The organism is Mycolicibacterium sp. TUM20985 (assembly GCF_030295745.1).
Classification (GTDB): domain Bacteria; phylum Actinomycetota; class Actinomycetes; order Mycobacteriales; family Mycobacteriaceae; genus Mycobacterium.
Genome location: NZ_AP027291.1, coordinates 3,390,495 through 3,416,889 on the forward strand (window position 1 = coordinate 3,390,495; position 26,395 = coordinate 3,416,889).

At 67.8% G+C, this 26,395-nt stretch carries 29 protein-coding genes and 2 pseudogenes; 6 read left to right on the top strand and 25 right to left on the bottom strand.

Annotated features, from left to right (window positions below; genetic code table 11):
• Positions 1-109: 109 nt before the first annotated feature.
• Entirely contained in the window at positions 110-1,465 is a 1,356-nt protein-coding gene (gene gabT, locus QUE68_RS16580; protein ID WP_284227189.1) for a 4-aminobutyrate--2-oxoglutarate transaminase, read from the top strand.
• 16 nt (positions 1,466-1,481) lie between these two features.
• Here gabT and QUE68_RS16585 read toward each other — a convergent pair whose 3' ends face one another.
• Positions 1,482-2,174 (bottom strand): hypothetical protein, encoded by a 693-nt coding sequence (locus tag QUE68_RS16585; RefSeq protein ID WP_284227190.1) that lies wholly within the window; start codon positions 2,172-2,174, stop codon positions 1,482-1,484.
• A gap of 846 nt (positions 2,175-3,020) precedes the next feature.
• Here QUE68_RS16585 and QUE68_RS16590 point away from each other — a divergent pair.
• Positions 3,021-3,560, top strand: a pseudogene (locus tag QUE68_RS16590) (GGDEF domain-containing protein); the annotation flags it as partial.
• 80 nt (positions 3,561-3,640) lie between these two features.
• Here QUE68_RS16590 and QUE68_RS16595 read toward each other — a convergent pair.
• From QUE68_RS16595 to QUE68_RS16615, 5 genes are all read right to left on the bottom strand, one after another.
• A complete protein-coding gene (locus QUE68_RS16595) occupies positions 3,641-4,027 on the bottom strand; it encodes a DUF1304 domain-containing protein (RefSeq protein WP_284227191.1) in 387 nt (128 codons plus the stop codon).
• Between the two features lie 19 nt (positions 4,028-4,046).
• The gene (gene ruvB, locus QUE68_RS16600; RefSeq protein ID WP_284227193.1) at positions 4,047-5,114 is read right to left on the bottom strand and encodes a Holliday junction branch migration DNA helicase RuvB; all 1,068 of its coding nucleotides are present in this window, start codon (positions 5,112-5,114) and stop codon (positions 4,047-4,049) included.
• 3 nt (positions 5,115-5,117) lie between these two features.
• Positions 5,118-5,708: a Holliday junction branch migration protein RuvA gene (ruvA, locus tag QUE68_RS16605; RefSeq protein ID WP_284227194.1), complete on the bottom strand. Its 591-nt coding sequence runs from the start codon at positions 5,706-5,708 to the stop codon at positions 5,118-5,120.
• On the bottom strand, positions 5,705-6,259 hold the full coding sequence (gene ruvC, locus QUE68_RS16610; RefSeq protein ID WP_284227195.1) for a crossover junction endodeoxyribonuclease RuvC: 555 nt from the start codon (positions 6,257-6,259) through the stop codon (positions 5,705-5,707). The genes ruvA and ruvC overlap by 4 nt, the downstream gene beginning before the upstream one ends.
• Positions 6,260-6,373: 114 nt before the next feature.
• Positions 6,374-7,129, bottom strand: coding sequence for an SDR family oxidoreductase (locus tag QUE68_RS16615; protein WP_284235778.1), 756 nt, complete (start codon positions 7,127-7,129; stop codon positions 6,374-6,376).
• Positions 7,130-7,194: 65 nt separating this feature from the next.
• On the opposite strand from QUE68_RS16615, the gene QUE68_RS16620 reads away from it, so the two are divergent.
• Positions 7,195-7,638 carry a VOC family protein gene (locus tag QUE68_RS16620; protein ID WP_284235777.1) on the top strand — a complete coding sequence of 148 codons (444 nt, stop codon included), beginning with the start codon at positions 7,195-7,197 and terminating at the stop codon, positions 7,636-7,638.
• Positions 7,638-8,300, top strand: coding sequence for an NAD(P)H-binding protein (locus QUE68_RS16625; RefSeq protein ID WP_284227198.1), 663 nt, complete (start codon positions 7,638-7,640; stop codon positions 8,298-8,300). The genes QUE68_RS16620 and QUE68_RS16625 overlap by 1 nt, the downstream gene beginning before the upstream one ends.
• Before the next feature lie 3 nt (positions 8,301-8,303).
• Here QUE68_RS16625 and QUE68_RS16630 read toward each other — a convergent pair whose 3' ends face one another.
• The 13 genes from QUE68_RS16630 to QUE68_RS16690 all read right to left on the bottom strand — a co-directional run bounded on the left by QUE68_RS16630 (position 8,304) and on the right by QUE68_RS16690 (position 20,109).
• Positions 8,304-9,059, bottom strand: a complete 756-nt coding sequence (locus QUE68_RS16630) for a YebC/PmpR family DNA-binding transcriptional regulator (protein ID WP_284227199.1) — start codon at positions 9,057-9,059, stop codon at positions 8,304-8,306.
• 76 nt (positions 9,060-9,135) lie between these two features.
• The gene (gene pdxT / locus QUE68_RS16635; RefSeq protein WP_284235776.1) at positions 9,136-9,717 is read right to left on the bottom strand and encodes a pyridoxal 5'-phosphate synthase glutaminase subunit PdxT; all 582 of its coding nucleotides are present in this window, start codon (positions 9,715-9,717) and stop codon (positions 9,136-9,138) included.
• Positions 9,714-10,559, bottom strand: coding sequence for an acyl-CoA thioesterase II (tesB, locus tag QUE68_RS16640; RefSeq protein WP_284227203.1), 846 nt, complete (start codon positions 10,557-10,559; stop codon positions 9,714-9,716). The genes pdxT and tesB overlap by 4 nt, the downstream gene beginning before the upstream one ends.
• An 11-nt stretch (positions 10,560-10,570) precedes the next feature.
• Positions 10,571-11,419 (bottom strand): pyridoxal 5'-phosphate synthase lyase subunit PdxS, encoded by an 849-nt coding sequence (gene pdxS / locus QUE68_RS16645; protein WP_286275846.1) that lies wholly within the window; start codon positions 11,417-11,419, stop codon positions 10,571-10,573.
• 130 nt (positions 11,420-11,549) lie between these two features.
• Positions 11,550-12,578, bottom strand: a complete 1,029-nt coding sequence (locus QUE68_RS16650; protein ID WP_286274150.1) for an NUDIX hydrolase — start codon at positions 12,576-12,578, stop codon at positions 11,550-11,552.
• Positions 12,575-13,786 carry a glycosyltransferase family 4 protein gene (locus tag QUE68_RS16655; protein ID WP_286274151.1) on the bottom strand — a complete coding sequence of 404 codons (1,212 nt, stop codon included), beginning with the start codon at positions 13,784-13,786 and terminating at the stop codon, positions 12,575-12,577. The genes QUE68_RS16650 and QUE68_RS16655 overlap by 4 nt, the downstream gene beginning before the upstream one ends.
• Positions 13,786-14,724, bottom strand: coding sequence for a phosphatidylinositol mannoside acyltransferase (locus tag QUE68_RS16660; RefSeq protein WP_286275848.1), 939 nt, complete (start codon positions 14,722-14,724; stop codon positions 13,786-13,788). The genes QUE68_RS16655 and QUE68_RS16660 overlap by 1 nt, the downstream gene beginning before the upstream one ends.
• Before the next feature lie 44 nt (positions 14,725-14,768).
• Positions 14,769-15,449: a phosphatidylinositol phosphate synthase gene (gene pgsA / locus QUE68_RS16665; protein ID WP_284227209.1), complete on the bottom strand. Its 681-nt coding sequence runs from the start codon at positions 15,447-15,449 to the stop codon at positions 14,769-14,771.
• Positions 15,446-15,997 carry an HIT family protein gene (locus QUE68_RS16670; RefSeq protein WP_284227210.1) on the bottom strand — a complete coding sequence of 184 codons (552 nt, stop codon included), beginning with the start codon at positions 15,995-15,997 and terminating at the stop codon, positions 15,446-15,448. The genes pgsA and QUE68_RS16670 overlap by 4 nt, the downstream gene beginning before the upstream one ends.
• 2 nt (positions 15,998-15,999) lie before the next feature.
• Positions 16,000-18,054, bottom strand: a complete 2,055-nt coding sequence (gene thrS / locus QUE68_RS16675; RefSeq protein ID WP_284227212.1) for a threonine--tRNA ligase — start codon at positions 18,052-18,054, stop codon at positions 16,000-16,002.
• 88 nt (positions 18,055-18,142) lie between these two features.
• A complete protein-coding gene (locus QUE68_RS16680; RefSeq protein WP_284227213.1) occupies positions 18,143-18,565 on the bottom strand; it encodes a TIGR02611 family protein in 423 nt (140 codons plus the stop codon).
• A complete protein-coding gene (locus tag QUE68_RS16685) occupies positions 18,562-19,185 on the bottom strand; it encodes a PaaI family thioesterase (RefSeq protein ID WP_284227214.1) in 624 nt (207 codons plus the stop codon). Before QUE68_RS16685 ends, QUE68_RS16680 begins: the two co-directional genes overlap by 4 nt.
• A 57-nt stretch (positions 19,186-19,242) precedes the next feature.
• Complete coding sequence (locus QUE68_RS16690; protein WP_284235775.1) at positions 19,243-20,109, bottom strand: aldo/keto reductase; 867 nt, start codon at positions 20,107-20,109, stop codon at positions 19,243-19,245.
• Positions 20,110-20,146: 37 nt separating this feature from the next.
• Between QUE68_RS16690 and QUE68_RS16695 the strand changes: the two genes are divergently transcribed.
• The gene (locus QUE68_RS16695) at positions 20,147-20,644 is read left to right on the top strand and encodes a DUF1990 domain-containing protein (RefSeq protein ID WP_284227217.1); all 498 of its coding nucleotides are present in this window, start codon (positions 20,147-20,149) and stop codon (positions 20,642-20,644) included.
• Here QUE68_RS16695 and QUE68_RS16700 read toward each other — a convergent pair.
• The 6 genes and pseudogenes from QUE68_RS16700 to QUE68_RS16725 all read right to left on the bottom strand — a co-directional run bounded on the left by QUE68_RS16700 (position 20,626) and on the right by QUE68_RS16725 (position 25,256).
• Entirely contained in the window at positions 20,626-21,438 is an 813-nt protein-coding gene (locus QUE68_RS16700; RefSeq protein WP_284227218.1) for an alpha/beta hydrolase, read from the bottom strand. The genes QUE68_RS16695 and QUE68_RS16700 overlap by 19 nt on opposite strands.
• Positions 21,439-21,529: 91 nt before the next feature.
• A pseudogene (locus tag QUE68_RS16705) lies at positions 21,530-21,790 on the bottom strand (hypothetical protein); the annotation flags it as partial.
• A 197-nt stretch (positions 21,791-21,987) separates the two neighbouring features.
• Positions 21,988-22,623, bottom strand: coding sequence for an ANTAR domain-containing protein (locus QUE68_RS16710; RefSeq protein ID WP_284229821.1), 636 nt, complete (start codon positions 22,621-22,623; stop codon positions 21,988-21,990).
• A gap of 188 nt (positions 22,624-22,811) precedes the next feature.
• Positions 22,812-23,582 (bottom strand): GAF and ANTAR domain-containing protein, encoded by a 771-nt coding sequence (locus tag QUE68_RS16715; protein ID WP_286275849.1) that lies wholly within the window; start codon positions 23,580-23,582, stop codon positions 22,812-22,814.
• Entirely contained in the window at positions 23,582-24,367 is a 786-nt protein-coding gene (locus QUE68_RS16720; protein WP_286274153.1) for a GAF and ANTAR domain-containing protein, read from the bottom strand. Before QUE68_RS16720 ends, QUE68_RS16715 begins: the two co-directional genes overlap by 1 nt.
• Positions 24,368-24,425: 58 nt before the next feature.
• Entirely contained in the window at positions 24,426-25,256 is an 831-nt protein-coding gene (locus QUE68_RS16725) for a GAF and ANTAR domain-containing protein (protein ID WP_284229828.1), read from the bottom strand.
• A gap of 291 nt (positions 25,257-25,547) precedes the next feature.
• Between QUE68_RS16725 and QUE68_RS16730 the strand changes: the two genes are divergently transcribed.
• Entirely contained in the window at positions 25,548-26,372 is an 825-nt protein-coding gene (locus QUE68_RS16730; RefSeq protein WP_286274154.1) for an anti-sigma factor antagonist, read from the top strand.
• The last annotated feature ends 23 nt before the right edge of the window (positions 26,373-26,395 follow it).

Consider the following 26,395-nt stretch of genomic DNA (forward strand, 5'->3'; position numbering starts at 1 on the left):
GATGTTTTCGGTCGCGTCGTCGGCGGCAAAGACTAGGCTTCAGGAGGACGCGACGCCGTCCTCTCCCCAGGCCTGTCCCCGGCCACGCCCCCTTCGCAGGAGTCATGACGTGAGCACCATCGAACTCAGCAGCATCGAACAGAGCCGCCACCTCGCGACGGCGATCCCCGGCCCCAAGTCGTCCGCGCTCATCGAGCGCAAGGCCGGGGCGGTCGCCCGCGGTGTCGGCAACACGATGCAGGTATACGCAGCGCGCGCAGGCGGCGGCATCGTCGAGGACGTCGACGGCAACCGCCTCATCGACCTCGGGTCCGGCATCGCCGTGACCACGATCGGCAACGCCTCGCCCCGGGTGGTCGAGGCCGTCGCCGCCCAAGCTGCGCTGTTTACCCACACCTGTTTCATGGTCACCCCCTATGAGGGGTACGTCGCCGTGTGCGAGCACCTGAACCGGCTGACCCCCGTGGCGGGTGACAAGCGGTCGGCGCTGTTCAACTCGGGCTCCGAGGCGGTGGAGAACGCCGTCAAGATCGCGCGCACCTACACGGGAAAGCAAGCGGTCGTCGCGTTCGACCACGCCTATCACGGCCGCACCAACCTCACGATGGCACTGACCGCCAAGTCGATGCCCTACAAGCACGGTTTCGGGCCGTTCGCCCCCGAGGTCTACCGCGCGCCCATGTCCTACCCATTCCGCGACGCCGAGTTCGGAAAGGAACTCGCCACCGACGGAGAGCTGGCGGCCAAGCGCGCGCTGAGCGTCATCGACAAGCAGGTGGGTGCCGCCAACCTGGCTGCCATCATCATCGAACCGGTCCAGGGCGAGGGCGGGTTCATCGTCCCCGCCGAGGGCTTCCTGCCGACCCTGCTCGACTGGTGCCGGAAGAACGACGTCGTGTTCATCGCCGACGAGGTGCAGTCCGGCTTCGCGCGGACCGGGGCGATGTTCGCGTGCGAGCACGACGGCATCGAACCCGACTTGATCGTCACCGCCAAGGGCATCGCCGACGGACTTCCGCTAGCGGGCGTGACCGGCCGCGCGGAGATCATGGACGCTCCCCACGTCGGCGGCCTCGGCGGCACGTACGGCGGGAACCCGATCGCCTGCGCGGCCGCACTGGCGACGATCGAAACCATCGAGGCCGACGGCATGGTGGCCAGGGCCCGTGAGATCGAGACGTTCATGAAGCACCGGCTGGGCCGGATGCAGGCCGATGACGATCGCATCGGTGACGTCCGGGGTCGCGGCGCGATGATCGCCGTCGAGCTCGTCAAGCCGGGCACGCTCGAGCCCGACGCCGAACTGACCAAGGCACTGTGTGCGGGCGCCCACGCCGCGGGCGTAATCGTGCTGTCCTGCGGCACCTTTGGGAACGTGCTCCGCTTCCTCCCGCCGCTGACGATCAGCGACGAGTTGCTCGAGGAAGGCCTGGACGTTCTCGCGCTCGTGCTCAAGGACCTCTGACGAGCGTATTGACGAGCTAGCGACCGACCACGGTCGTCGTGTCGCGGCGTCCTCGCAGCCGGTCGCGCCAGGACCGTCGCGGCGCGTCCGTGCTCCTCGGGTGGACGCCGACCGGGTCCGCGACCGCAGACCCGGTGGCGGGCGTGGTGAGCGTGTCGGGATCGGTGACGGTGTCCGCACGGGCGTCGCGTTCCGTCAGGACCGTGCGCTGGGCGTAGTCGACGTCGCGCACGCTGCGCACCGACAGCCGGCCAAGAGCCATGGCGCCGAGGAACACGAGCAACGCGCCAAGCCCGTGAAAGTAGGTGAGCTCGAGCCAGGCCGCCTTGGTCTCGGTCTCGGCGACCGGCCGACCGATTTCCCCGATGGTCAGCGTGGTGGCCATGACGCGGCCGATGACGAACCAGGCGCCTGAGGCGACGCTGAGCCAGCCGCCGAGCATCGCCGTCGGCCGGTTCTGGGACCGGACCAGCAGCAGGCCGCCGACGACGGCGACGACGCCGGGCAGGACCTCGAGCCAACCCCGCGTGGCGCTCCACGCCGCACCCTGAGCCGGGTCGTAGGCGAAGTCGAAACCGGGTCCCAGGAACGGCACGAGGGCGCCCCACAGTCCCAGGAGGATCACTAGGAACCCGCTCGCCGCGCCACGACTGCGCGGAATGCGTAGCCTTCCACCCCTCGAACGTTCGCCCGAAACGGCCTGAGTCATGTTTCCTCCTCGATTTGGGCGTGGGGTACCCACTTGGAGGTGGGTTTAACTTTGCGGTCGAATGGCGATGTGACAGAAGTCAGCCCTCGTGGACGCCACTCGCGTACGCCGTTCCTTGCTGCCGTTCGGCGCCGAGAGGTAGTCGCCAGCGACGCCATCGGCAACCCTCGGCCGTACAGCCGAGCGCGCGCGTGGAGACCTCGCTAAAGCTGACGACAGTTGTCACGCCGGGTAAATCGGTCGCATCGACGTTTCTTGGAGAAAAGAATCGCGGACCTACGGCAAACGGCCCAAGCGTTCTGTAGTCTCCTCCAGAGACACTCGTCACTCGAGCCGAGACCTCGCTCTGATGGCATCGCAGACTAACGGCAGAGGCAGATGCACGTGGACTGGATTCGTCACTGGTGGCGACGGCCCGATCACTATGAGTGGCTGTCCGCATATCTCGACGTCCGCAATCTTCGTCGCGTCGCCCAGTACTCGATGGCGGCCACGGTTGCCGCGCTGGGACTGGTACCGGTCCTGATGCTCTTCACACCGGCCGGCCCGCAGACCCCGGTGGGACGAGCCATCTCGGTGACGATCTTCGGGTTCTGCACCGTGATGGCGTCGATGTGGGCCAGGAAGTGGCCGACCCGTGATCAGTCGGCGGCATTCGTCGTGGTCGCCAACATCTCGATCGCTGCGACGTGCCTCGTCGACGGATGGCCTGGGATGGGAATCCAGTTCTGCACCGCCTTCGCCGCCCTCGCCGGTTACGTGGCGTTCTTCCACAGCAGCAAGTACGTGGCGTTGACGTTGACGACGGCGGCGGGGACGGCATTGGGATTCGCGGTGCAGACGGCGATGGCAGGGGATCTACCGCTTGCCCTGAGCCGCCTGCTGGTATTGATCGTCACCGTTCTCGCGGTGCCGTTCTGCGTGCACGTACTCGTGCACACCCTCGGGATCGACGCCCTCAAGTCGGATATCGACCCGCTGACCGACCTGCCCAACCGGCGGGCGTTCCAACGATCCGTTCGCGTGCTGGCGGCCGAGGCTAGTCGGGACGGCACGGGCCACTTCACGATCGTGATGATCGATCTGGACGACTTCAAGCGCGTCAACGACACCGGGGGGCACGCAGCGGGCGATCAGACGCTGGTCGAGGTGGGCGCCATCCTTCGCCGCATCCGGCGGGGAGACTCCGTGGTCGCGCGAATCGGTGGGGAAGAGTTCGTGATCGCGCTCTCGGGTGATCGGAGAGCGGCCATCGGACTGGCCGAGCGGATACTCCGTGAGATCTCCCAGACCCCGTCCCGGGTGACGGCCAGCATCGGTGTCGCGAGTGCATCGCTCTTCCGGGTCGTCGCACGCGAAATCCCTTCCCAGGTAGATCAATTGCTCGAATCGGCAGACCGCGCGATGTACCGGGCCAAGCGTTCGGGTGGTGACCGCGTGCACGTCGTGGGCCACCCCAGCGAGTCCTACGTCGAGAAGCCGATGGCGAGCAACACCACCGCCACCAACGGCAGGACACCCTGGATCACCGCCGAGCGTGCCTTCGCCGGAGCGGACGCCAACAGCACCACCGCGGCGGCCAGCATGGATCCGACACCGGCGAACAGCAGTGCGGCACCCACGCGAGTACCGTCCGAAATCGTGAACGCCAGTCCCACTACCGTGACCACTGCCAAGAAGAGGTTGTAGAAGCCCTGGTTGAACGCCAGCAGCTTGGTGGTCTCGGCCTCCTCCGGCGTCGTGCCGAAGGTGGCCCTGGTGCGCGGCGAGGTCCACCGAAACGACTCGAGCACCCAGATGTACACGTGCAGCGCAGCGGCCAAGGCCGCGAAAACCAGTCCAGCAGTGATCATTTCACGCCTCCCATAGTGGCTACTCGAACATGCGCTGCTGTCCGAGACCCGTCATACCGCTCGGCGGCGTCATGCCAAGGTGCGTCCACGCCTGAGCGGTGGCCACCCGGCCGCGCGGGGTACGAGCGATCATGCCGGCGCGCACCAGGAAGGGCTCGCATACCTCTTCGACGGTCGTGGCCTCTTCGCCGACGGCGACCGCGAGCGTCGACACCCCGACCGGACCGCCGCCGAAGCTACGGGTGAGCGCCGAGAGCACCGCGCGGTCGAGACGGTCGAGCCCTAGCTCGTCGACGTCGTAGACCGCCAGCGCCGCCTTCGCGATGTCCAGGGTGACGATGCCGTCGGCCCGCACCTCGGCGTAGTCGCGGACACGGCGCAGGAGGCGGTTGGCGATACGGGGCGTCCCACGCGAGCGCCGGGCGATCTCGACGGCGGCCTCCACCCCGACGTCGATGCCGAGGATGCCCGCCGAGCGGGCCAGCACGCGTTCGAGTTCGGCGGGTTCGTAGAAGTCCATGTGGGCGGTGAACCCGAAGCGGTCGCGGAGAGGTCCCGTCAGGGCGCCGGATCGGGTCGTCGCACCAACCAGCGTGAACGGAGCGACCTCGAGGGGTATCGAAGTAGCACCGGGCCCCTTACCGACGACGACGTCGACGCGGAAGTCCTCCATGGCGAGGTACAGCATCTCCTCGGCGGGGCGGGCGATGCGGTGGATCTCGTCGATGAACAGCACATCGTGCTCGACCAGGTTGGACAGCATGGCGGCGAGATCGCCGGCGCGCTCCAGGGCGGGACCGGACGTGAGCCGCAGCGACGTGCCGAGTTCGGCGGCGATGATCATGGCCAAGGACGTCTTGCCGAGGCCTGGCGGGCCGGACAACAGGATGTGATCGGGCGTGCCGCCGCGGTTCTTGGCTCCTTCAAGCACCAGCTGGAGTTGTTCGCGCACCCGGGGTTGGCCGATGAATTCGTTCAGCGAGCGGGGACGCAGGCTGGCGTCCACGTCACCCTCGCCCACCGTCAGTGCCGCCGACACCTCACGGTCGGAGGTGTCTTCGTGATCGTCTTCGTCGAACCTCCCCACGCGCTACTTCTTCCCCAGCATCGACAGCGCGGCCCGCAGCGCACTCGACGTCGTCGCCTCGGCGTCCTCCGCGAGGACCCGGTCTGTGGCCTCCTCGGCCTGCTTGATCGCAAACCCAAGCCCGACAAGGGCTTCCACGACCAGGCCCCGCACCGCGTGCCCGCCGAACGCCCCGCCGGCGCCGGCGGACGTCACCGTCCCGATCTTGTCCCGTAGCTCGAGCACCAGGCGCTCGGCACCACGCTTGCCGATGCCCGGCACGCGGGTCAGCGCGGTGACGTCACCGTCGGCCAGCGCCTGCCGCAACGTCGGGGCGTCGTAGACGGCGAGGGTGGCCAACCCGATCTTCGGCCCGACGCCGGAGACCGAGAGCAGCGTGATGAACAGATCGCGCGATTCGGAGTCGGCGAATCCGTACAACGTCATGGAGTCCTCGCGGACGATCATCGCGGTGATCAGCCGAGCCTCCGTGCCGCGCCGCAGCGTCGCCAGCGTGGTCGGCGTCGTCATGACCTTGTAGCCCACGCCGGCAGCCTCGATGACGGCGTGGTCGAGGGCGATGTCGAGCACTTCCCCGCGCACCGAGGCAATCACGTCGCCGCCTTCAGCTTGGCCTTGTACTTGCGGCGTTGCTCGGCGGCCATCGCCTCGGCCTCGGCCAACCGCGCGATCATCGGCGCCCGCCAACAGTGGCAGATGGCCAGGGCCAGGGCGTCCGCGGCATCGGCGGGCGTCGGTTTGGTCTGCAGGGCAAGGATTCTGGTGACCATCTCGGTGACCTGAGCCTTGTCGGCGCGACCGTTGCCCGTCACGGCAGCCTTCACCTCGCTGGGGGTGTGGAAGTGCACGTCGATGTCACGCCTCGCCGCGGCGAGGGCGATGACGCCGCCCGCCTGCGCGGTGCCCATCGCGGTGTTGGCGTTCTGGTTGGCGAACACCCGCTCGATGGCGAGCACGTCGGGACAGTGGGTGTCCAGCCAGTGCTCGACGGCGTCGCTGATGGTGAGCAACCGCTTCTGCAGCGGTTGATCCGACGGGGTCCGCACGACGTCGACGTCCAGCGCGATCACCTGCCGACCGCGGCCGCTCTCGATGACCGAGAGCCCACACCGCGTCAGCCCAGGGTCGACGCCCATCACCCGCACTGCGACTCCCTACCCACGAACGCTCCCGACTCCCGAACAGCTGTTCGATACCTTATCGGCGCTCGGCGATGTCGCGCGGTAGGGACACGCCCACCGTGATCTAGCACCAGGGACCTAGCCGCCGCGGTTGATGAGCGCCAACAACAGCTTGGGAGCCACCCGCGCCCCGATCTGCGAGACACGTCCAAGCCCGATCGGGATCTCGTCCCTTCCTGCATCCAGGCCCCGCATGGCCCGGTCGAGGAAGCCTTCCAGGGACATCGCCATGGGGGGCGTCGATGGCATGTCGCGGTGCAGTGGCGTGTCGACGACCGGGGGGATGATCTCTACGACCTGGACTGTCGATCCGGCCAGTTGCCGTCGCAGGCTCACTGTGAAGGAGTGCACCGCGGCCTTCGTCGCGGAGTAGACGGGGGCCGATGCGTAGGGGACGAACCCCAGACCAGAGCCGACGTGGACCACGCGCGAGCGAGGAGCCCGACGTAGCAGCGGAAGTGCCGCTGCGGTGACGTTGATGAGCCCTGTGAAGTTGGTGGCGATCTCGGAGGCGATGTCCGCGGGTCCGGGCGGCTCGGCGGCCGTGAAGTCGAGCCGCCGCTGGATCCCCGCGTTGTTGACGAGGGTGCTCAGATGTGGGGTTTCCGCCGCCACGTCCGCCAGCCCTCGGGCGACGGACTCGGGGTCGGCGACGTCCATCACGACCACCGACATCCCGGAATGTCGAGCCGCCACGGACTCCAGCCGTGCCCGGTCCCTGCCCGAGATGATGACCTGGGCTCCCCGCGCATGAAATCGCGCGGCGATACCCGCGCCGATTCCCGAGCTGGCTCCGGTGACGAGGACGACCCCGTCGACTACGCGCTGTGCCACTTCGTCGACCTCCTGTCAGGATCACCGTTCAGGCCAGGGGGATCGCCAAGCGTTAACTTGGATGGGTGACCGTCCTCAACTCTCCCATTCCGCGGTTCCATCTCGCCATACCCGTCGACGACCTCGACGTGGCACGCCACTTCTACGGCACCGTTCTCGGACTGCCGCAGGGCCGCAGCGCCGAATCGTGGGTCGACTGGAATCTGCACGGACATCAGGTCGTCACCCATCTGGCGCCTGGCCGAGCCGCGCCCGCGCACAATCTCGTGGACGGCCACGACGTCCCGGTGCCGCACTTCGGCCTGTTGCTCGACGTCGACGAGTTTCACCGGCTCGCCGAGCGGCTGCGCGGTAGCGGCGCCGCGTTCGTCATCGAGCCGTACCTTCGCTTCGCGGGGCAGGCAGGTGAGCAGTGGACCATGTTTCTCCTCGATCCAGCTGGGAATGCCTTGGAGTTCAAGGCGTTCGCCGATGATTCCCAGGTGTTCGCCACCGACGAAGGGAAATGATGCGCGTAGTCATCGCAGGTGGGCACGGCAAGATCGCGCTCGCGCTGGAGAAGATGCTCGCCGATCGCGGCGACTCGGTAGCAGGCCTGATCCGCAACGCCGACCAGAGTGAGGATCTGCGGAGCGCTGGCGCCGAGGCGATCGTCGTGGACCTGGAGAATTCGTCGGTCGACGAGCTGGCCGCCCTGCTGCAGAACGCCGACGCAGTGGTGTTCGCCGCGGGCGCCGGCCCCGGCAGCGGGATCGAGCGCAAGACCACCGTCGATCGCGACGCCGCCATCCTGCTGGCCGATGCCGCCGAAGCCGCGGGCGTCGGTCGCTATCTGATGGTGTCGGCGATGGGGGCCGACAGCCAGCCGGCGGACAACACCGGCGACCCGGTCTTCGCCGCGTATCTCACCGCCAAGGCCGCCGCCGACGAGGCGGTCCGCGGTAGGCCGGCGCTCAACGCCACCATCGTGCGGCCCGGTGCTCTCACCGACGACGCCGGCACCGGCCGGGTCCGGGTGGCCGCCTCGACCGGGCGGGGAAGCATCCCGAGGGCGGACGTGGCGGCAATGCTGGTCGCGCTCCTCGACGCCCCGAGTACCAGCGGGGTGACGTTCGAGCTCATCTCCGGTGACGCCTCGATCGAGGAGGCCATGTCGGTGCTGAGCGGCTAGCGGTCAGTCCTCGTCGAGTTGCGCCGCGACCTCGTCGGAGATCTCGACGTTGGTCCAGACGTCCTGCACGTCGTCGCTGTCCTCCAGCGCGTCGACGAGCTTGAGCACCTTGCGGGCGCCCTCGACGTCGACCGGCACCGAGACGGACGGTTGGAAGCTGGCCTCCGCCGATTCGTAGTCGATGCCCGCATCCTGCAGTGCGGAGCGGACGGCGACCAGGTCGGTGGGCTCGGAGATGACCTCGAAGCTGTCACCGAGATCGTTGACGTCCTCCGCGCCCGCCTCCAGCACGGCGGTGAGCACGTCGTCCTCGGTCAGGCCGTTCTTCTCCAGCATGACCACGCCCTTGCGGCTGAACAGGTAGGACACCGAACCCGGGTCGGCCATGTTCCCGCCGTTGCGCGTCATCGCGATGCGCACCTCGCTGGCGGCGCGGTTGCGGTTGTCGGTGAGGCACTCGATCAGCACCGCCACGCCGTTCGGTCCGTAGCCCTCGTAGGTGATGGGCTGCCAGTCGGCGCCGCCCGCCTCCTCGCCACCGCCACGCTTGCGGGCGCGTTCGATGTTGTCGTTGGGGACCGACGTCTTCTTGGCCTTTTGGATGGCGTCGTACAGCGTCGGGTTGCCCGACGGGTCACCACCGCCGGTCCTGGCCGCCACCTCGATGTTCTTGATCAGCCGCGCGAATTCCTTGCCGCGGCGCGCGTCCTTGACGGCCTTCTGATGCTTGGTGGTGGCCCACTTGGAATGGCCGCTCATGCAGGTACTACTCGCTTTCGGTCAACTGCGAAGTGTGATCGTCCAGTCTACGTCGTCGCGTTTCGGGGGCGTCTCGCTAGAGGGAGTCGACGAACAGCCGGTGCACGCGACGATCGCCGGTCATCTCCGGATGGAACGCCGTCGCCATCGTCTTGCCCTGCCGCACGGCGACGGGATGCCCGCCGGCTCTGGCCAACACCTCGACCGACGGCCCGATTCGCTCGACCCACGGCGCTCGGATGAACACCGCGTGCACGGAACCCGACAGCCCTTCGAAGGGGATGTCTTCCTCGAACGAATCAACTTGTCTGCCAAAGGCATTGCGCCGCACGGTGATGTCGAGCCCGCCCAAGGGCAACGCCTCGCGGCCGGGCACGCCGGCATCGGTGATCTCGGTCGCCAACAGGATCATGCCCGCGCACGACCCGTAGGCCGGCATCCCGTCGACCAGTCGCGCACGCAACGGCTCGAGCAGTTCGAACTCGCGCAGCAGCTTGCTCATCGTCGTCGATTCGCCGCCCGGTATCACCAGGGCGTCCACCGATTCCAGCTCGGCCCGTCGCCGCACGGTGACCGCGTCGGCACCGGCCTCGGTCAGCGCCGCCAGGTGTTCGCGCGTATCCCCCTGCAGGGCGAGGACCCCGACTCGCACCGTCACGTGGCGGGCAGGGTGAAGTCGCGCGTGTAGCGGGTGAGACCCTCCTGCATCACCGACGCCACCATCTCGCCGTACTGGTTGAAGAGCTTGCCCTCGGTCAGCGCGCGGCCGCCACATGCCGACGGGGACGCCTGGTCGTACAACAGCCACTCGTCTGCGCGGAACGGACGCATGAACCACATGGCGTGATCCAGCGACGCCACCATCAGGTGCATGCGCTCGTCGGGGTGGTTGACCTGTGCCGAACCCAGCAGTGTGAGATCGCTGAGGTAGGCCAACGCGCAGATGTGCAGCACCGGGTCGTCGGGCAGCGGATCGGTGTGACGGAACCACACCTGCTGCTGAGAAGCCTTGCCGGGCAACACCGTCACCTGCTCGCGCGGGACGATGCGAACATCCCATTCGGCGAACTGCGCGAACCCGGCATCGTCGAACGCACCGCCCGAACGGAACCCCGGCAGATCGTCGGGAGGCGGCGCCGCGGGCATCGCGTCCTGGTGTTCGATACCGCTCTGATCGGTCTGGAACGACGCCGACATCGAGAAGATCGTCTCGCCGTGTTGCACCGCGTTGACCCGCCGGGTGGCGAAGGAGCCACCGTCGCGGAGCCGTTCCACCAGATACACCGTCGGCGCCCTCGCGTCACCGGGACGCAGGAAGTATCCGTGCAGCGAGTGCACCTGGTAGCGCGGGTCGACCGTGCGCACCGCGGACACCAGCGACTGGCCGGCCACGTGCCCGCCGAAGGTGCGCTGCAGGAAACCGGACTCCGGGCTGAAGACACCACCGCGGTAGATGTTGACCTCGAGCTGCTCGAGATCGAGAATTTCTTCGATCGACACCGCCGAAGTATCTACCAGCCGCGCTCGGCGAGCCGATGCGGCTGTGCGATCTCCTCCACGTTGATGCCCACCATGGCCTCACCCAATCCGCGCGAAACCTTCGCCAGCACGTCGGGGTCGTCGTAGAAGGTGGTGGCCTTGACGATCGCCGCGCCACGCTCCTCGGGGTTGCCCGACTTGAAGATGCCCGATCCCACGAAGACACCCTCGGCGCCGAGCTGCATCATCATCGCGGCGTCGGCCGGCGTGGCGATACCGCCCGCCGTGAACAGCGTCACGGGCAGCTTGCCTGCGCGCGCCACCTCCACCACGAGATCGTAGGGCGCCTGCAATTCCTTTGCGGCGACGTACAACTCGTCCTCCGACAGCGAGGTCAGCCGACGAATCTCGCCACCGATCTTGCGCATGTGGGTGGTCGCGTTGGAGACGTCGCCGGTGCCCGCCTCACCCTTGGAGCGGATCATCGCAGCGCCCTCACTGATGCGACGCAGTGCCTCGCCCAGGTTGGTGGCACCGCAGACGAACGGCACGGTGAACTTCCACTTGTCGATGTGGTTGGCGTAGTCCGCCGGCGTCAGCACCTCGGACTCGTCGACGTAGTCGACGCCCAGGCTCTGCAGGATCTGCGCCTCGACGAAGTGACCGATGCGTGCCTTGGCCATCACCGGGATCGTGACCGCCGAGATGATGCCCTCGATCATGTCGGGGTCGCTCATCCGCGAGACGCCGCCTTGGGCGCGGATGTCGGCGGGCACCCGCTCAAGGGCCATCACCGCAACCGCACCGGCACTCTCGGCGATGCGGGCCTGTTCGGGCGTAACGACGTCCATGATGACGCCGCCCTTGAGCATCTCGGCCATTCCGCGCTTGACGCGGGCGGTGCCCTTCTGCGTGGGGTCAACGGATTGCACGGCTATCTCCTTCAAATCAGTACTGAATCAGTCTAGTGGCCGAGCCAAGTCGGTTTGAATCCGCAGTTCTTACGGCCAACTATCGGATTGATTGCAGCTCTCGTACCCGCCCAGCGGACTCGGGGGCGGTCCATGCGCTGGCCTCGGCGAGCAGTTCGCCGAGCTGGAGCGGGTACACCGTCTCACCGCCCTCGACCAGTGCCGCGATGGTGCCTTCGTCGCACCAACGATGTCCGTGGATGGTGCGGTTCTCCAGCGGGGTGAACCCGGCCGTCGACGGTTCGAACCGCACGGTCCGGTAGATGAAGAACATCTCTTCGCTGCGGATCACGGCGCCGTTGAAGTCGAAGACAGCGTCGCGCTTCCACACCGGTCCGACGAGATCGGCCTTACTGACGCGCAGACCGGTCTCCTCCGCCAGCTCGCGGACGGCCGCGTCGGGCAGCGTCTCGCCCGGCTCGACGGCGCCCCCCACGGTGAACCACCACCTCGGCGCGGTCTCGCTCGCAGGATCCGAGCCACAGAACAGCAAGACGTGCCCGAGTTCGTCGAGCAGGATGATGCGGGCGGAGGTGCGCTTGTAGACCTGCTGACCGACGGCGCGTTGAGCGGCCCGCTCGGCGATCTCGAAATAACTTGGCATGGGCGCGGTTCCGCCGAGGTGCAGCCAGCGCACCAGGGGCCGCTCACGCAGGGCAAGGGTGTCGCGCACGGCGTCGTTGTGAAAGCGGCGACCCAGCAGCACGCGCGCCTCGGCATCCGCCATCTCGGCGACCAGGGCCACCGGTAGCGATGCGGGATCCACCCCGGCGAGCGCGGTCGACAGCTCGTTCTCGGCGGCCTCGCGCGTTGCCCGCGGAGCCCGCTCGGCGGCGTCGGCCAAGGCGGCCAGTCGCCGTCCCGCGGCGCCGTTGCCGTAGGCATCGGTGGCCACCGCGCGCGCGACGACGGCGCGCCGGGCGAGGATGCCGTCCAGGGCCTGCCAGGACAGGTCGTATCGGACGTGCAGCCGGTCCAGTCGATGCGCCGTCTGGAACGCCCAGATCCCACCGATCACCAACACCAAGGCCAGCAGGACCAGCCCGATGACCACGAACCACGTGATCATGCGATCTCTCCTGCGGCTTCACGCGCCGACCTCTTGGCCTTGCTCAGCGACCGTCGAGTGGACACCGCCGGCCTAGTGGCCGTCGTGCCCTCGACCCGGACTTTGGCGCCCGCGCTCGCGACCGTCTCGTACACGCGGAGGATCTCCCGGGCGACCACCGACCAGTCGTACTTGCGCACGGCCCGACTCGCTGCCTCGGCGTACCGCTGGCGGGCCGCGTCGTCACCGAGCAGTTCGATCAGCGCCGTCGCCAGCGCAGCCGAGTCGTCGACGGGCACCAACCGGCCCGCGGAACCGTCTTCGAGCACCCGGCGGAAGGCATCGAGGTCGCTGGCCACCACGGCCGTCCCCGCCGCCATCGCCTCGACGAGGACGATGCCGAAGCTCTCTCCGCCGGTGTTGGGCGCGCAGTACACGTCGGCACTGGCCATCGCCGATGCCTTCGCCGCGTCGTCGACCAGACCGAGGAAGCGCAGATGTCCGGCCAGGTGGCCCGCCTCCGAGGTCAACTCCTCCTCGTCACCGCGCCCGACGACGAGCACCTCGACGTCGGGAAAGGACTCGACCAGGGCGGGTAGCGCGCCGAGGAGTACGGCCATCCCCTTGCGCGGTTCGTCGTAGCGGCCCAGGAACAGCACCGACCTGCCCGGCCGGGGATAACCGTCCAGAACGGGGGCCGACGCGAACGACTCGACGTCGACGCCGTTGGGGATCTCGACGGCGTCGGAGCCCAGCGCTTCCATCTGCCATCGTCTGGCCAGGTCGGAGACGGCGATCCGGCCAACGATCTTCTCGTGCCAAGGCCGCAGGATGCCCTGAAACACACTGAGCGTCAACGACTTCGTGGTCGACGTATGGAATGTCGCGACGATCGGCCCCTCGGCGATCATCAGTGCCAGCATCGACAGGCTCGGCGCATTCGGCTCGTGGATGTGCAGGACGTCGAAGTCACCGTCGACGAGCCACCTCTTCACCATGCGATGAGTGGCGGGGCCGAACCGCAGCCGCGCCACCGATCCGTTGTAAGGAATCGGGATCGCCTTGCCGCCGGAGACGACGTAGTCGGGCAGCTTCGCCCCCGGTGACGACGGCGCCAAGACGCTGACCTCGTGCCCGTAGCTGCGAATCACCTCGGCGAGTTGCAGAACGTGTGCCTGAACACCGCCCGGCACGTCGAACGAGTAGGGGCACACCATCCCGATCCGCATCAGGGCTCCTCGACCCCGGCGAGCCTGGCGCGCCGTTCGTCGGACAGGTCGGCGATCCATTGCGGCTGCAGCATGTGCCAGTCGGCGGGGTGGGCCGCGATGTTGGCACCGAACCGATCGGCGAGCGCCTGCGTGATCGCGGTGACGTCGCCCGAGGAGGTATCGAGAGCGGCGCCGATGTCGGTGACCGCGACGTCGGGTTCGTAATAGGAGTGCACGGGCAGCAGCACGGCCCCGGTCGCGAGTGCCAACTTGGCGGGCCCGGCGGGCAGCATCGTCGCCTCGCCGAAGAGTTCGACCCCCACGCCGGATCTGGTCAGATCACGGTCGGACATCAGACAGACCAGACCGTTGCCGCGGAGCCGCTCGGCCAGGATCTCGAACGGTGGCCGCGAACCGCCGGTCAGAGGAACCACCTCGAAGCCCAGGCTCTCGCGATAGTCCAGGAACCGCTTGTACAACGACTCGGGCTTGAGCCGTTCGGCAACCGTGGCGAAGCGACCATGGGTGTTGGTCAGCCACACCCCGGCCATGTCCCAGTTGCCACTGTGCGGCAGGGCGAGGACCACGCCGCGCCCCTTGTCGAGGCCCGCCGCCACGTGCTGACCGCCCAGCGCGGCCTCGTCGAGGCGACGGGCGAGCAGGTGGTGATCCATCGACGGCAACCGAAACGCCTCCCGCCAATAGCGCGCGTAGGACGCCAGCGAAGCACGGATCAGCTCTTCCGGGACGTCAGCCGGTGCGACACCGACCACCCTCGCGAGGTTCTTCCGCAGCTGTTCGGGGCCACCGCCGCGCGACGCGTACCGCGCGCCCGCGTCGAAGGCGTTGCGAGCGGCGAATTCTGGCATTGCGCGCACCACGCGCCAACCCGCCGCGTAGCCGAGGTCGGACAGTTGGTCACCAAGGGGTACCCGCACCCCGCGCGCGCTCGGCAAGCCCGCCGGGAATCTTCCCGCCAACCCGCCCCCATGGGGCGTGCTCACGGCTCGCTCGCTTCCTCTTCGGAATCGGTGGGCGGCTGCGGTGTGGTCTTCAGCGGATCGGTCGCGCCGGGCGAGGTGCGCACGGAGTGCAGCCGCTGGCCCAGCGTGACGAGGCTGGCCACCGCCAGTACCCACATGGCGACGTGCAACAGCCACGGCACGTGCAGGAACGACACCCCGGACAGGCCCGCTCCGAGCAGCACGATGATCAGGCGCTCGGGACGTTCGATGAACCCGCCGTCACCCTTGAGCCCGTTGGCCTCGGCCCTGGCCTTGACGTAGGAGATCACCTGAGAGGTGACCAGCGAGATCATCGTCGCGACCGCGAGTGAGGCGTTGTGCGCCCCGAAGGCCGCCCACCACAGCAGGCCACAGAAGACGGCCCCGTCGGCGAGGCGGTCGCACGTGGCGTCCAACACGCCGCCGAAGGGAGTGCTGAAACCGCGTTCGCGCGCCATCGCGCCGTCGAGCATGTCCGCGAGCACGAAGACCGCCACGGCGAAGGCGCCCCACCACAATTGTCCGATCGGAAACAGCGTGAGCGCCGCGATGATGCTGCCTGCGGTTCCGATGATGGTGATGCTGTCCGGGGTGAGGCCCATCCGCAGCGAGGCCTTCGCCACCGGTCGGCTGAGCTTCGCGTACGCCGCCCTGGTCAACAGGTAGAAGTCGCTCACGTCTGCGCCGCCCACTGGTCTGCCAGCAGCTTGCGGGTGTCGCGCAACAGCTGTGGGATCACCTTGGAGTCGCCGATGATCGTGATGAAGTTGGCGTCGCCGCCCCATCGCGGCACGACGTGCATGTGCAGGTGTTCGGCGAGGCTCCCGCCCGCCGAGTGCCCGAGGTTGAGCCCGACGTTGAAACCGTGCGGCCGCGAGACGGTCTTCATCACGCGAATCGCCTTCTGCGTGAAGGTCATCAGCTCGGCGCTCTCCGCGTCGGTGAGGTCTTCGAGTTCGGACACCCTGCGGTACGGGACCACCATCAGATGCCCGGGGTTGTACGGGTACAGGTTCAGCACCGCGTAGACGAGTTCGCCACGCGCGACGACGAGGCCGTCCTCGTCGGACATGGCCGGGATGTCGCTGAACGGCTCCGATGAGGCCGCCGACCCACCCCCCACCTTGGACTCGGCGATGTAGTTCATCCGGTGGGGCGTCCACAGCCGCTGCAGGTGGTCGGGTTCGCCGATCCCGCGGTCGGTGATCGTGTTCTCCGGATCCACGGTTACACCGTCACTGATTCCGCTGTGGGAGCTGCATTCTCGCGTCGAGCGATCCAGTCCACGATGGTGGCGACGGCTTTCTCGCGCGGCACTCCGTTGATCTGGGTCCGGTCACCGAACCGGAAGCTCACGGCTCCGGCCTCCACGTCGCGGTCCCCCGCGAGCAGCATGAACGGCACCTTCTGGTTGGTCTGATTGACGATCTTCTTCGCCATCCGATCGTCGCTGGCGTCGACCTCTACCCGGACGCCATGCGTCTTCAGTTGCGCGGCAACGTCTTCGAGGTACTCGACGTGCGCATCGGCGACGGGGATGCCGACCACCTGGACCGGCGCCAGCCAGGCGGGGAAAGCCCCTGCGTAATGCTCGGTGAGCACCCCGAAGAACCGTTCGATCGAGCCGAAGAGCGCGCGGTGGATCAGCACCGGCCGCTGCCGGCTGCCGTCGGCTGCGGTGTACTCCAGCTCGAAACGCTCGGGCATGTTGAAGTCCAGCTGGATGGTCGACATCTGCCAGGTCCGCCCTAGCGCGTCCTTGACCTGCACCGAGATCTTCGGTCCGTAGAACGCCGCGCCGCCAGGGTCGGGCACCAGGTCCAAGCCGGATGCCTCGGCCACCTCGCGCAAGGTCTCCGTGGCCTCGTCCCACACGTCATCGGCGCCGACGTACTTGTCGGGATCCTTCGTGGACAGCTCCAGATAATATTCGTCGAGCCCGTAGTCGGCGAGCAGGTCGAGCACGAACCGCAGCAGCGAGCTGAGCTCGTCGCGCAGCTGCTCCCGGGTGGCGTAGATGTGGGCGTCGTCCTGGGTCATGCCCCGCACCCGGGTCAGCCCGTGCACGACGCCGGACTTCTCGTACCGGTAGACCGACCCAAATTCGAAGAGCCGCAACGGAAGTTCGCGGTAGGACCGCCCGCGCGCCCGATAGATCAGGTGGTGCATCGGGCAGTTCATTGGCTTGAGGTAGTAATTCTGCCCCGGCTTGCGCACGGTGCCGTCGTCGTCGTACTCGGCGTCGATGTGCATCGGTGGGAACATGCCGTCGGCGTACCACTCGAGGTGGCCCGACGTGATGTACAGATGTTCCTTGGTGATGTGCGGGGTGTTGACGAACTCGTAGCCCGCCTGCTCGTGCTTGCGACGGGAGTAGTCCTCGAGCTCTCGCCGGATGATGCCGCCCTTGGGGTGGAAGACGGGCAGTCCGGAGCCCAGTTCGTCGGGGAAGCTGAACAGGTCCAGTTCGACACCGAGCTTCCGGTGGTCGCGGCGCTGCGCCTCCTCGATCAATTCGAGGTGACGGTCCAATGCTTCCTGGGACTCCCACGCCGTCCCGTACACGCGTTGCAGGCTGGCGTTCTTCTGGTCGCCCCGCCAGTACGCCGCCGAACTGCGCGTCAGCTTGAACGCCGGGATGTACCGGGTGGTGGGGATGTGCGGACCCCGGCAGAGGTCACCCCAGATGCGTTCGCGGGTACGGGGATTGAGGTTGTCGTAGGCCGTCAGCTCGTCATTGGAACCGGGGGGGCCGACCTCCATGACGTCCGGATCCCCGGACTTGTCGTCGACGAGTTCCAGCTTGTACGGCTCGCTGGCGAGTTCCTCCCGGGCCGCGTCCTTGGACTCGTACACGCGACGGTCGAACAGTTGCCCGTCCTTGACGATCTGGCGCATGCGCTTCTCCAGCGCGGCCAGGTCCTCGGGCGTGAAGGCGCGGGGCACGTCGAAGTCGTAGTAGAAACCGTCCGTGATGGGCGGGCCGATGCCCAGCTTGGCTTCCGGGAACAGGCCCTGCACCGCCTGCGCGAGGACGTGCGCCGCCGAGTGGCGGATGACGCTGCGGCCGTCCTCGGTGTTGGCCGCGACGGGCGTCACCTCGACGTCGGCGGCCGGGGTCCAGGACAGGTCGCGCAGTCGGCCGTCGGCTTCCCGCACCACGACGATCGCGTCGGGTTCGCCCCGGCCCGGGAGTCCGGCGTCGCGAATGGCCGCACCCGCGGTGGTCCCGGCAGCGACCCGGATCGGGGCTGCTGGGGCGAGGCTGGCGGCGGCGGTCATCGGGGGGGTCTCCTCATCGGGGGGTGGGTGGGCGAACGGTCGAGGATGGCGGGTGCGCGGAACGCGACCATGGTATCGGTGCTGGTGTTCACGAACCCAGGCCGATGGGACTCTTCAACCAGGGCTGCTCGACACCGATCAGGCCCGCGGCGAAGCTGAGCGCCCCCAGCAACCACAGAGTCGCCGCGACCACCGCGGCGGTCAGCATGAAGCCGAGGACCTTCACCCACAGGCCCTGCGCCTTGAACCACTCCATGAACCGGTCGTAGCGCTGCCGCGTGTACTTGAGGAGTCGGTGCGCCCACTCGAACTCGGTTGCCAGGATCGCCAGGCCGACGAAGACGATGGCCCATCCCGGACCCGGGTAGGGAATTGCCAGGATGCCGAGACCGAGCACGGCCAGGCCGACGACACCGACGACGATGCGATAGGTGAGGTCCGCCGTTCGTCGTTCCCGCAGTCGGTCGCGCCATCGCGCCCATCGGCGCTTGGTATCGGCGAACTTGCTCATGGCTGCCCCGGTAGCAGCTTGAGGAACAGCGCCTCGGCCTCACACAGCACGTCGTCCCCGTCGAGCAGTCGCCCGCCGACGAAGATCTTGCGGCCCTCGATGCGCACGATGCCCGCGTCCATCCTCAACTCCTTGTCGATCGGAACGATCTTGCGATAGTCGACGTGCAGGAACGCGGTCCGCTGCCGACGGCTCTCGCTCAGTTTGAACGCCGTGAACCCCAACAGCGAATCGAACAACAGCGCCAACGCACCGCCGTGCACTGCGCCGTTTCGGCCCAGGTGGAACCGGCGGAAGCGCGCCGTCCCGCTGACCCGGCCGTCCTCGGTGACCGTCAGATCCACCGGGACCTGCATGATGTTGCCCCGGTTCGGCAGATCCATCCGCCGACCCGACGGCGAGTGCCATTCGTCGGCGTCGTGCGGAGCGAGCAGCCGATTCACGTCCTCGATCAAGTCGGCCGCTCGGGTGACGACGTCGTCGGGTGCGTCGGCGCTACGCGTCAGGTCCTGCAGGCTGCGCACGGCCTCGACGAACCTGCCGTAGTCAGGACCGCCTCTGGTCGTCGGAACCGGCGGGTTGAATCCGCCGCCGGACTGCGGTTCGGGGTCGGTGGCCACTGGACCACCGTATTGCCTGAGCGGTTGCCGACAGCCGTCGGTCCCGTGGCCGGACGTCTAACCGTCGGCGCTCCGCAACGCCTCGAACTCCTCGTCGGAGAGGGTGACTTCGGCCGCGGAGACATTCTCGTCGAGGTGCGCGACGCTCGACGTGCCGGGGATCGGCAGCATCACCGGAGACCGCTTGAGCAACCAGGCCACCGCCAGTTGAGACGGCTTGACGTGATGCTGCTCGGCGATCCGATGCAGGGGTCCACCGTCGGCGACGAGCGGTCCCGAGCCAAGCGGCGCCCACGGAATGAAGCCGATCCCCTGTGCCTCACACGCTTCGAGCAGGGGTTCGGCTTTGCGTTCGGCCATGTTGTAGCGATTCTGCACCGAGGCGATGGGCGTGACCTGCTGTGCAGCCGCCAACTCGTCCACGGTGATCTCGGACAGCCCGATGTGGCGGATCTTGCCCTCGCTCTGCAACGCCGCGAGCTCGCCAACCTGGTCTTCGGCGGGGAACTTCGGGTCGATGCGATGCAGCTGGAACAGGTCGATGCGGTCGGTGCCCAGCCGGCGCAGACTCATCTCGACCTCTTGGCGCAGGTAAGCCGGGAACCCGAGCGGTGTCCACTGATCCACTCCGGTGCGGAGGAGCCCGGCCTTGGTGGCGATGACGAGGTCGTCCCGGTACGGATGCAGGGCCTCGCGAATGAGTTCCTCGGCCACGTACGGCCCGTAGGAGTTCGCGGTGTCGAAGAAGTCGATGCCGAGTTCGACGGCGCGACGTAGGACGCGAATCGCTTCGTCGTGGTCCTTCGGCGGGCCCCAGATGCCCTCGCCGGTCAGCCGCATGGTGCCGAAGCCGAGCCGGTGGACCGTCAGATCGCCGCCGAGTGTGAACGTTCCGGAGGCGCGAGCTATGGGTTCGGTGGTCACGGTGCCGACGTTACGCCGGGACTGGCATGGTGGATCGGTGAGATTGAGCGACCTCGCCGGACTCTCGTTGACCTATGCCGAGATCGGCGCGACGGCCGGGCCATTGCCGGACGGCTACCACCATCAGCACGCGTCGGCGGTGATCGGCCACGGCCGAGCACGTTTCGAGGCGGCCGCGGCGGAGGTCATGCGATGGGGCATGCTCCGCGGCGCCGGAGTGCGCGTCGAGGCGACGACCGAGGTGGCGGAGGTGGGTTCGGAGGTGATCGTGGGGCTCGGCCCGCTGCGGGCGCCGTGCCGCGTCGTGTACGTCGTCGACGAACCACACCGGCGCGGCTTCGCCTACGGCACCCTGCCGGGGCATGCCGAGAGCGGTGAGGAACTGTTTGCCGTCCGCTACGACCCCGAGGACGAAGCCGTCCACGCCGAGATCAGCGCGTTCTCGCGGCACGGCACCTGGTGGAGCAAGCTGGCAGGACCGTTCACCTCGCTCGCTCAGCGCGTGGTGAGCCGGCGCTACCTGCGGGCGCTGTAGTCGGCGGGGGTCGAGTCGTCGCCGGACGTCCCTGCTGAGGCCACCGATTTGCGCAGCCAGTCGAGGACCGGCGGGGCGACGTCGCCGATCGCCGATTCGGCGATGATCCAGTGCGGCTTGCCCGGATGCACCTGGTGCTCGGCACCGTAGCGTTTGGCGATTCGCCGCGAGACCCACGACGGCACGTTCTGGTCCGCTCCACCGCTGACGCACAGCACCGGGCAGGTGACCTCGGCGGCGTTGACTCGGGTGGCCGCGGTACCCATCGAGATCTGGCGGAACACTCTTCCGGAGTCACGAACCAGACGCGGGATCACCGCCTCCTGCTCCACCACCGGCAGCGTGTTGAGCGGGACCGCGCGCATCGTCTTCGCCGACGGTAGGAATGGTTTGCCTGCAACGATTTTCGACATCAGCGGCAGCAGATGCGGACTCGACCGCAGCCGAGGCCATGACACACCCGGAGGAACCGGAGCCAGCAGTACCGCGGCCCGAGGGTTGCGCGCGGCGGCGATCTTCTGAGCCAACAACCCACCGAGGCTGTGGCCAATCACGATCGCCGACTGGCCGATTCGGTCGTAAGCGTCGAGCGCGACGGCGAAGCATTCGTCGATGCCGGTATGCGCGAGCACGGCATCGTCGGCCGGGTCGCGGCCGGGCAGTACCGGTGCGTGCACGGCGTAGCCCTCGGCTTCGAGGAGCCGCGTCCAGGGTGTCAGAAGCGAAGGGCTTCCGAATAGGCCGTGCAGGAACAGGATTGGTGGCACGGTTCTGGTCGTGGGTTCGCTGTCCATGACCACGAGTGTTCCCCGTTCCCGGCGCGAGGTCGATTACCTCGGGGGTAGTCGGGACGCGCCAAACGGCGAGCGTGGATTCACGCCCTCGCTAACTACCCTCGTCGAAGACCGGCGGTGGTTGGGGTTGGAAGGGTTGGTACCACCACCAGTCGGCGCGTTCGCCGGTCGGTCCGCGACACGGTGCGACCCGTGGTGGGGGTCGGGTTGGTGGGCGGGCCAGCGATCCCGCGGTGAGCGTTCGGCCCTGGGCGTCGGTGACGACGAGGTGGTGGGCGGGTCCGGTGAGGGTGATGATCTCCCGGTGATGGAGGCGGTGGTGGTGGGGGCACACCAACGCGAGGTTGCTGACTACTCGTTAATATACCCTCCCTTGTGAGTTTAGCCGGGTTTAGCCGGACTGGAGGGGATTTCAACGGGGAAACCCGCTGACCTACGAAATCCGAGATCTGTCGGCAGCCAGCTGACCCAACAGAGGTGGGACCGCCCTAGGTACCGATGCGGCACAACGTCTCTGGCATGTTATGTCTTTCTCTGCTGTTGGGTGCTTCAGCAACGCAGTCGGTCGGGAGCTGCCAGGATCGGGGTGTTTTTCGCTGCCCAGCCCGCTGCGGTGGGGGACCCTGGCGCCATGGCGATGAACCGCTCTGCGACGTCGCGCAGCTTGCTGTTGGTGACCTGGGACACCTCGCGCAGCATCGCGAACGCGGCCTGCGCTCCGATCTGGTGGCGAGCCATCAGTATGCCCATGGCAATACCGATCTCGCGGTTGCTGCGTAGTGCGGCACCCCAGGATCGTTCGGTCGCTATCACGGCGACGGCGCGCTCGACCAGCAGCGCGGCGATCGTGGCGTCAGCAGAGGTGGGGTGGTGGGTATGCCAGGCGTGCACCACGATCCCAGCGTAATGCGGCTGCGCGCCCACCTCGGTGAGCCGAATCACCGTACGCGTCGAGAAATGTGGGGTCTGCGCCGATACGTCCGACTCGACGAGGGGGTAGCTGATCCGGTAGGCGTCCTTATGCTCCTCAACGACGTCGACGGTGCAGGTATCGCTGAAGGAACCGACGCTGAGCTCGGCCAAGCTGGCGAACACCACCGCCGGTTCAACCGAAGAGGTCAGGCCCGTCAGCCGCAGCGCAATGGCGCGGTCGGGCGATGCCGCGACCGAATCAGGCGCAGCCAAGAAGTCACGATTGGTGCGGGTGATGGTGCTCCCAGGTGAGGATTCACGGAATACGCCAGCTGATGAAGCGGTCGCTCACGGCGACAGGCAGTGAGTGCGGTGTCGCCGGTGCAGGCTGGCTATTTCCTAACCGCCTCCAACCTAACCAAGCTCAACGGAGCCGTCCAGCCGGGAGCACCGCGGCCGGATCAGCTGGTGGGGGTACTGCGGTGTCGGGTCATCGCGGAGCCGAGGTCGGCGAGCATGCTGCCACGAATGTCGGGATCTCCAGAGATCACGATGCCCGCGACCTCGGAGAGGTGCTGATGGTGGCCTCGGGCGTAGTCACGCAGCCGGGCGAACGCGGTGGCCATGCTCAGTCCATGGACCTCGGCGAGCACCCCCTTGGCCATGTCCAGCACACCACGGCTGTTCACCGCGGCCTGCAGTCGCGGCGTCACAGCGTTGCTGACGGTGGTGTCGTGCCGAAGGATCGCGATGGTGGCGACGTGGGCCAGCGCCTGCGCCAGGTTCAGGTCCTCGGGGTTCAGTGCCCCCGGGGCGGCGCCGAACAACCCCAACGTGCCCAACACCTCGTCGCGCAGCCGCAGGGGGATGGCGTGCACCGAGGCGAAGCCCGATTCGGTGGCCGCGGCCACGAACCGCGGCCACCTCGCCGACTCGGCCGCGAGGTCGGCGACACTGATGGCGCCGCCGCCGCGGTAGCAGTCCAGACACGGCCCCTCCTCGCGTTGCAGCTGGAAGATCTCCAGCTCGTGAGCTTCCTCGGAGGTCGCGGCGAAGAGGTGCAGCACACCGCGGGCGTCGGCGAGCAGCAGACCGGCCGCCGTGATGTCCAAGAGCCGCGCGCAGTCCTCGGTCAACCGGGTCACCAGGTCCAGCACGTCGTAGTCCTCGACGAGGCTGTCGGCGAAGCTGATGAAAGACGCGACGATGTCGCGTTCCCGGCTGTGCGGCATCACGATTCGTCGTTCCGATCGTCATCGAGGCGCAGCCGGCGCCCGATGATCTCCCAGGCGACCTCGCTGGCGGTCATGTCGTGGGCGAACGCGTAACCGCGTAGCCGCACCAACGCCTCGGGCGGACCCACCCCCAGTTGAGCGATCAGCATGCCCGTGGCCTGGTACACCTCCGTGCGAGATAGCGACGACAACGCGTCCCAGGCGGCACTGCCATCGTCGTCGACGGCGGCGTCCATGTCGCCGCTCATCACGTCCAGCAACGGCAGTGCCGCGAATTGGGCCGCGATCAGGCTGTTGGTCAATTCGGCGGCGTCCAAGTCGCCGGTGCCGGTCCGATACAGATCCAGCGCGCCGACCGGGATGCCCGACACCGACACCGGCAACGCGAACACTGCCCGCACCCCACGCCCCATCGCCGCCGCCGCGAACGCCGGCCACCGCGCCTGAGCGTCATCTAGATCACCGACCAGTACCGGCGCCTTGCTGCGGACTGCGTCCAGGCACGGGCCCTCCCCGAAGGTGAACTGCAACTCGTCGAGTTCGTGGCTCAACGGGCTGCTCGCGCCCAGCGAACCGCGCAGGGACTCGTCGTGAATCACCGATAGCGCAGCCCCGTCGACGGCCAGTAGGTCCACGCACGCCCCGCACAGCCGCGATGCGAGGTCACTGCCCCCGCGCCCGGCCAGGGCGGCGTTCAAGCCGTCCCGTACCCGCTGTGCACCGCTCATCGGCGAGCGCGCCCCACGAAGCGGGCGCGACGCCTGGTGACCGTCATCATCCATCCATCAAACCACTCTGATCGTGTCGGGCCTACGCATAGCGAGCTGTGCGTCCTGCCGGTCAGGTGTCGCCGTCGGTGCGGCGGGCGCGGGCGCGCCGCGTGGCCCCGTCCACGACGCCGCGGGCGATGTCGGCGAGCTTGGTGTGTTCCTTCTGGCTGATCGCGCGCAGTGCGGCGAATGCTTCGGCGTCGGTGCCGCCGCTGCGGCTGATGATGATGCCGATGGCCTGATCGATGACTGCCCGGCTGACCAGGGCGGTCTGCAGTTGCTCGATTTGGCGTTGCGCCGCGTTGAGCAGCTTGGCGTTGTGCACCGCGACGGAGGCGGCTTCGGCGAACGATTCACCGAGTTGCGCGGCGTGCTCGTCGAAGGCGTCCTTAGCGCTGGCGTACACGTTGATCGCCCCCACCACCCGATCGGGCAGCAGCAAGGGCAACGACAACGCGCTATGCACCCCGAGGCGTCCCGCCCGCGGGCCGAAACGGGGCCACAAGGTTTCCCCACCCAGATTTCCGGACCTGAACGTGCGCCGCTCTGCGGCGGCACTGACACACGGGCCCTCACCCAGACCGTATTGGATGTCGTCAATCTGGTGGACGAACGGCGCCGAGGCCACCACCGTGGCCGAGCGACCATCCTCGTGCATCGTCACCCCGGCTCCATCGGCGCCGGGGGTCGCCCGGACCGCGAACTTCGCCACCCGGATCAGAAGGTCGTTCAGCGGCAGGCTGCCCGCCACCAACAGTGACATCCCAGCGAGCCCGCCCGCCAGATCGTCCTCGTCGTCGGCGACGTCCCGTCCGGTCGACGCCGCGTCAATCGAAGAACCCGCGCGATCGCCCTCACCGGGACCGGACACCCGCATTTCGCCACCGTCCATCGTGGACATCACTCTATAGTCGTCACTGGCCTCACCGCCATGCCAGCCTTCGCCATCTGACGATTCCATGACGGCGCCGTCCGGAGGATGCCCGTGCATCTGCCCTCAGTGCAGCCAAGATGGCCACCTCAGCGGTGGCCGAGCCGGGTAGACGACCCCGGTCCGGGGGGCTACGTTGAGGACGGCTTGGACATAGCCAGCCCGCACCAGTGACACCGCCCCTCCGCCGCGGTCCGTGTCGCGGTGAGCACATCCGCTCGCAGCCGGGCTTACTTGGTCAGACCCCCGCCAGGGAGCACCATGACCACCATCACGACCCCCTACGGCCCGTCCGAGAGCCGCATGTTGGCCAACGCACCGGTCGACCGGATCGGCTGCCCACCCCACCCTCGGGCCTCGCCGCCGATGCCGCAGACGAGACCACCCACCGCCGCAGGGATCGGGTGCAGCGCAGCCACAGTCGCTGTGCACCCATCCCGATGGCGCGGTGCCGATTACGAACAGGTCTTGATCGTGCCGATCACCGGGAGCCTCGACGCCGCGACGGCGCCAGACTTCGCTTCGTGGTTGCGCCCGCTAGCCTCCCAAGGATACCGCCTCGTCCTGGACCTGTCGGGGCTGACGTTCCTCGGGTGCGCCGGACTGACATTGTTCGTCCAGCTCCACCAGGACGCCGCCGCCTCAACGGGATCACTGCAGTTGGTTGAAGTTCCCTCCCACCCGCTGCGGATACTGCAGCTGACCGGACTGCACACCGTCCTACGCGTTCATGCTGACTGCGCGCCGTTGCCGGCCAGGTCGCAAGTGATGTCCAGGAATCCAACAACCACAACCCCACCCGGGCCGGTACCACCGCCCGCCCGGCCGCTGATCGGCGTCGTTGAGCAGGAACGAACCTGGCGCACGGTACTGGACAGCGATCGCCAAATCGGAATGGCCCTAGGCATTCTCATGACACGGCACCACCTCGATGAGAATGCGGCGTTCGCGATGCTGCGCGAGCAGTCCTGGCGCACCAATACCAAACTGCGCGTTGTGGCGCACCGGCTGGTTGCGAACGCTGCCGGATCGGCCATTGCTCACGCCGGAGCTGCCGCGGTCGTGAACCCGCACGGATCAGAATGACTCCGACGCCGGGCTATCGACAT

Bases quoted from the DNA above. Each gene is read 5' to 3' on its own strand.
- QUE68_RS16595 (WP_284227191.1), bottom strand. From the start codon at position 4,027: ATGATCACTGCTGGACTGGTTTTCGCGGCCTTGGCCGCTGCGCTGCAC.
- QUE68_RS16700 (WP_284227218.1), bottom strand. From the start codon at position 21,438: ATGGACAGCGAACCCACGACCAGAACCGTGCCACCAATCCTGTTCCTG.
- thrS (WP_284227212.1), bottom strand. From the start codon at position 18,054: ATGACCGCCGCCGCCAGCCTCGCCCCAGCAGCCCCGATCCGGGTCGCT.
- QUE68_RS16625 (WP_284227198.1), top strand. From the start codon at position 7,638: ATGCGCGTAGTCATCGCAGGTGGGCACGGCAAGATCGCGCTCGCGCTG.
- QUE68_RS16680 (WP_284227213.1), bottom strand. From the start codon at position 18,565: ATGAGCAAGTTCGCCGATACCAAGCGCCGATGGGCGCGATGGCGCGAC.
- QUE68_RS16715 (WP_286275849.1), bottom strand. From the start codon at position 23,582: ATGCCGCACAGCCGGGAACGCGACATCGTCGCGTCTTTCATCAGCTTC.
- QUE68_RS16730 (WP_286274154.1), top strand. From the start codon at position 25,548: ATGACCACCATCACGACCCCCTACGGCCCGTCCGAGAGCCGCATGTTG.
- QUE68_RS16720 (WP_286274153.1), bottom strand. From the start codon at position 24,367: ATGGATGATGACGGTCACCAGGCGTCGCGCCCGCTTCGTGGGGCGCGC.
- QUE68_RS16585 (WP_284227190.1), bottom strand. From the start codon at position 2,174: ATGACTCAGGCCGTTTCGGGCGAACGTTCGAGGGGTGGAAGGCTACGC.
- QUE68_RS16630 (WP_284227199.1), bottom strand. From the start codon at position 9,059: ATGAGCGGCCATTCCAAGTGGGCCACCACCAAGCATCAGAAGGCCGTC.
- QUE68_RS16650 (WP_286274150.1), bottom strand. From the start codon at position 12,578: ATGATCACGTGGTTCGTGGTCATCGGGCTGGTCCTGCTGGCCTTGGTG.
- QUE68_RS16725 (WP_284229828.1), bottom strand. From the start codon at position 25,256: ATGTCCACGATGGACGGTGGCGAAATGCGGGTGTCCGGTCCCGGTGAG.
- QUE68_RS16655 (WP_286274151.1), bottom strand. From the start codon at position 13,786: ATGCGGATCGGGATGGTGTGCCCCTACTCGTTCGACGTGCCGGGCGGT.
- pdxS (WP_286275846.1), bottom strand. From the start codon at position 11,419: ATGGCCGAGATGCTCAAGGGCGGCGTCATCATGGACGTCGTTACGCCC.